The sequence below is a fragment of the Herbiconiux sp. genome, from assembly GCF_023264895.1.
Lineage (GTDB): Bacteria > Actinomycetota > Actinomycetes > Actinomycetales > Microbacteriaceae > Herbiconiux.
On sequence record NZ_JAHFUY010000152.1, the window covers coordinates 1 to 4,764 of the forward strand.

Below are 4,764 nucleotides of genomic sequence, written 5' to 3' on the forward strand. Positions count from 1 at the left end.
CCCCACCCCCGCGACCGACCACCCGCGAACCCACGGTAGACTGGCCACCCTGCCCTCTCCCCGACATGAGGAGTCCGCGTGATCCTGGTCCTGCTGCTGTTCGCAGGGCTCTCAGCGCTCACTCCCCTTCTCACCAGGGCCCTCGGCACGAAGGTCTTCTACCTCGTCGCGGCGCTCCCGGCCGCCGCCTTCGCCTACACCCTGAGCCAGACGAGCACGGTCCTCGCGGGCGGGCAGGCCACCCAATCGGTGCCGTGGATCCCGCAGCTGGGCATCGCGTTCTCCTTCCGCGTCGACCTGCTCGCGTGGCTGCTCGCGCTCGTGGTCACCGGCGTCGGCGCGCTCGTGCTCGTCTACTGCGCCCGCTACTTCAGCGACGACGAGCCGCAGCTCGGCCGCTTCGCCGCCCTGCTGCTCGCGTTCGCCGGCACGATGTACGGCCTCGTCACCGCCGACGACATCTACATCATGTTCATGTTCTGGGAGATCACGAGCGTGCTCTCCTACCTCCTCATCGGCCACTACACGGGCCGCAAGGAGAGCCGAGGTGCCGCCCTGCAGGCCCTCCTCGTGACCACCTTCGGCGGCCTCGCCATGCTCGTCGGCATCATCCTGCTCTCGACCGAGGCGGGCACGAGCTCGATCGAGGCGCTCGTGGCCGATCCGCCCGCGTCGAGCGGCCTCGTCACCACCGCGATCATGCTCATCCTGGTCGGCGCGCTCTCGAAGTCGGCGCTGCTGCCCTTCCACTTCTGGCTGCCCGCCGCCATGGCCGCCCCCACCCCGGTGAGCGCCTACCTCCACGCCGCTGCGATGGTGAAGGCCGGCATCTACCTCGTGGCCCGCTTCGCCCCCGGCTTCGCCGACACCCCCGGCTGGGTTCCCGTGCTCGTGGCCTTCGGCGTCTGGACCATGCTCGTCGGCGCCTGGCGGTCGCTCCGGCAGTACGACCTCAAGCTCCTGCTCGCCTACGGCACGGTCAGCCAGCTCGGCTTCCTCACCGTGGTGGTGGGCTTCGGATCGCGCGACGCCGCATTGGCCGGCGCCGCGCTGCTGCTCGCGCACGCGCTCTTCAAAGCCACCCTCTTCCTCGTGGTCGGCATCGTCGACCACGACGAGGGCACGCGAGACCTCCGCGAGATCTCGGGCCTCGGCCGCCGCCGGCCCGTGCTCGCGGCCGTGGCGCTCATCGCCGTGGCGAGCATGGCCGGCATCCCGCCGCTCCTCGGCTTCGTCTCGAAGGAGGCCGTGCTGTCGGCCTTCCTGCACGCCGGAGAGGCGGGCGACGCCTGGGGCTGGGTGGCCCTCGTGGGCGTGAGCCTCGGCTCGATCCTCACCGTCGCCTACAGCGTCCGTTTCTTCTGGGGGGCCTTCTTCACCAAGAAGGGCGAATCCGGTCGCACAGCGGATGCCGTGGCCGCCACACGCGCGAAGAAGGCGGCGGATGCGGGCCACGAGTCCCACCCGCCCGCTCGCGGCATCCTGGTCGCCCCCATCGTGCTCACCCTCGCCACCATCGCGGGCGGATTCTTCGCCGCGCCGCTCAGCACCGCCCTCACGGTGTATGCCGACAGCGTCCAGGCCGACAGCGTCCCGTACGACGTCGCGTCCGCCGCCGGGAGCGGAGACGAGGCCGACGGCACATACCAACTCGCTCTGTGGCACGGCTTCGAGCCCGCGCTCGGCATCTCGGTGCTCATCATCGCCGCGGGCCTCGGCCTCTTCGCCGTGCGGAAGCCGTTCGCCAAGCTCCAGCGCACGGTGCCGCCGCTGATCGACGCCTCGCGTGGCTACCTGTCGATCATCCGCGGTGTCGACCAGGGCGCGGCCCGGGTCACCCTGTTCGCCCAGAAGGGCGGCCTGCCGCAGTACCTCGGCACGATCCTCGTGGTCTTCGTGCTCTGCCTCGGCCTCACCACGGCGTTCAACCGCACCTGGCCGAGCGAGATCGTGCTCTTCGACTACCCGGTGCAGATCTTCATCGCCGCCGCCATGGGCGTGGCTGCCGTGATGGCCGCGCGGGCCACCCACCGCCTCGCCGCCGTGCTGCTCGTGGGCGCCACGGGCTTCGGCATGGTGGCCTTGTTCGCCTTCCACGGCGCCCCCGACCTCGCGCTCACGCAGGCGCTCGTCGAGACCGTCACGATCGTGGTCTTCGTGCTCGTGCTGCGGCGCCTCCCGGTGAAGATCGCGCAGCACAACAAGCCCATGCGGCGTGGCCGTCGCGCCCTCATCGGCACGCTCGTGGGCGTGACGATGGGCATCGTGGGGCTCGTGGCGCTCGGAGCCCGCCAGGTCGGCGACCTCTCGGAAGAGCTCGCCCGCCTGAGCGTGGAGGAGGGCCGCGGCCAGAACGTCGTGAACGTGATGCTCGTCGACATCCGGGCCTGGGACACCATGAACGAGCTCTCGGTGCTCGTCGTCGTGGCCACGGGCGTGGCGAGCCTCATCTTCATCACGGGCCGCAACTTCACCATCCCGCGCCTCCGCGAGTCGCGCGGCCGCCGGCAGGGCGTCAAGCGCGCGCAGCTCGTCGACGACCCGCACACCTCGGACGAGGTGCCCGACGACCGGCAGCACTCGTGGCTGCTCGGTGGCAAGACGCTCTCGCCCGCCAACCGCTCGCTCATCCTCGAGGTGCTCGTGCGCCTCGTCTTCCACCCCGCCATCGTGGTGTCGGTCTTCCTGCTCTTCGCCGGCCACAACGCACCGGGCGGCGGGTTCGCGGCGGGCCTCGTGGCGGGACTCGCCCTCATCGCACGCTACCTCGCGGGCGGCCGCTACGAGCTCGGCGAGACGCTGCCGATCGGCCCGGGCGTGCTGCTCGGCGCCGGCATGCTGCTGGCCACGGGCACGGCCGTGGGGTCGCTCCTGATCGGCGCCGAGGTGCTCACCTCGGCCTACTTCTCGACCGAGCTGCCGGTGCTCGGCTACGTCTCGTTCGGCACCTCGACGATCTTCGACGTGGGCGTCTACCTCGTGGTGATCGGCGTCGTGCTCGACATCCTGCGCGCCCTGGGCGGCGAGGTCGACCGCCAGCAGGCCGAGGACGACGTCGACGCACGGCCCGACGACCACTCCGTCGTGGCCGACGAGGCCGACACCCGCGGCCGGGTGGCCGGGAGCGACACGAGCGGGCGTCAGCGACCCGGTCAGCAGCCGGCCGCGGGCATCAGGGGAGGTGAGGCCCGATGAGCGCATCCCTCACCCTCGTGGTGCTGATGGCCGTGATGTACGGCACCGGCGTCTACGTGATGCTCGAGAAGAGCCTCACCCGCATCCTGATCGGCTTCCTGCTCGTCGGCAACGCCACGAACCTCCTCATCTTCATGATGTCGGGCCGCTCGGGCGCCGCCCCCATCATCGACGGCGACACGACCGGTGCCGACATCGTCGACCCGCTGCCGCAGGTGCTCATGCTCACGGCGATCGTGATCAACTTCGGCATCACGGCGTTCATCCTCGCCCTCATCTACCGCTCCTGGTGGCTCTCGAACCTCGGCGACGAGGGCGACGACGTGCTCGCCGACGAGGAGCTCGCGGATGCGATCGAGGCGGATGCCGCGGAGCAGTTCCACGCCAACCTCGACGACGACGACGAGGCCGTGCGCCACGTGCTCGAGGAGGGCGGCGACGCCGACGAATCGGACGAGGACGCACCGCCCGCCGAGGAAGAGCCCAGCGAGAACGAAAGGGATGTGATGCGATGAACGCCCTCGTCCCGCTCCTCGTGATCATCCCCCTCGTGGGCTCCGCGATCACCCTCATCCTCGGCCGCTACCCGCGCCTGCAGATCGCCATCAGCGTCACCGCGCTCACCGCGGTGACCGCGGCCGCCGCCGTGCTGCTGGCCGCCGTCGACGAGACGAGCCGGCCGATCGTGGTCAAGGTCGGCGGCTGGGAGCCACCGTTCGGCATCGTGCTCGTGGTCGACCGGCTGTCGGCCATCATGGTGGTCGTCTCGGCGCTCATGCTGCTCGGCGTGCTCATCTTCGCCGTGGGCCAGGGCCTCGCCGACCGCGACCGCGACACCCCCGTCTCGATCTTCCACCCCACCTACCTCATCCTCGCCGCGGGGCTGTTCGGGGCGTTCATCGCGGGCGACCTCTTCAACATGTACGTGGGGTTCGAGATGCTGCTCGCGGCCAGCTACGTGCTGCTGACCCTCGGCGGGACCGGCTCGCGCATCCGGGCCGGTGTCACCTACGTGGTCGTGAGCCTCGTGTCGTCGCTGCTGTTCCTCGGCTCGATCGCGCTCATCTACGGCGCCACCGGCACCGTCACCATGGCCCTGCTGTCGGAGCGGATGCGCGACCTCCCGCTCGACATCCAGATGATCCTCTGCGCGGCCCTGCTCGTGGGATTCGCGGTGAAGGCTGCGGTGTTCCCCCTGTCGTTCTGGCTGCCGGACAGCTATCCCACGGCACCCGCGCCCGTCACGGCGGTGTTCGCCGGGCTGCTCACGAAGGTCGGCGTGTACGCCGTCATCCGCACCGACAAGCTGCTGTTCTTCGACGTGCCGCTCGCCGTGCCCCTGCTCATCGTGGGCGGACTCACGATGGTCATCGGCATCCTCGGCGCCATCGCGCAGGCCGATGTGAAGCGGCTGCTGTCGTTCACGCTCGTGAGCCACATCGGCTACATGATCTTCGGCGTGGCCATCGGCACCGAGCTCGCCACCGGAGCCACGATCTACTACATCGTGCACCACATCATGGTGCAGACCGCGCTCTTCCTCGTGGTGGGGCTGATCGAGCGGGTGGG

General features: G+C 70.3%; 3 protein-coding genes. All 3 read left to right on the top strand.

The features are described 5' to 3' along the window. Window positions 1-78: 78 nt before the first annotated feature. Entirely contained in the window at window positions 79-3,195 is a 3,117-nt protein-coding gene (locus Q0D57_RS19070; protein WP_291046983.1) for a Na+/H+ antiporter subunit A, read from the top strand. Next, the gene (locus Q0D57_RS19075) at window positions 3,192-3,710 is read left to right on the top strand and encodes an NADH-quinone oxidoreductase subunit K (RefSeq protein WP_291046985.1); all 519 of its coding nucleotides are present in this window, start codon (window positions 3,192-3,194) and stop codon (window positions 3,708-3,710) included. Before Q0D57_RS19070 ends, Q0D57_RS19075 begins: the two co-directional genes overlap by 4 nt. Then, on the top strand, window positions 3,707-4,764 hold a 1,058-nt coding region (locus tag Q0D57_RS19080; RefSeq protein WP_291046987.1), incomplete at its 3' end, for a proton-conducting transporter membrane subunit. The genes Q0D57_RS19075 and Q0D57_RS19080, both read left to right, overlap by 4 nt.

Bases quoted from the DNA above. Each gene is read 5' to 3' on its own strand.
- Q0D57_RS19075 (WP_291046985.1), top strand. From the start codon at position 3,192: ATGAGCGCATCCCTCACCCTCGTGGTGCTGATGGCCGTGATGTACGGC.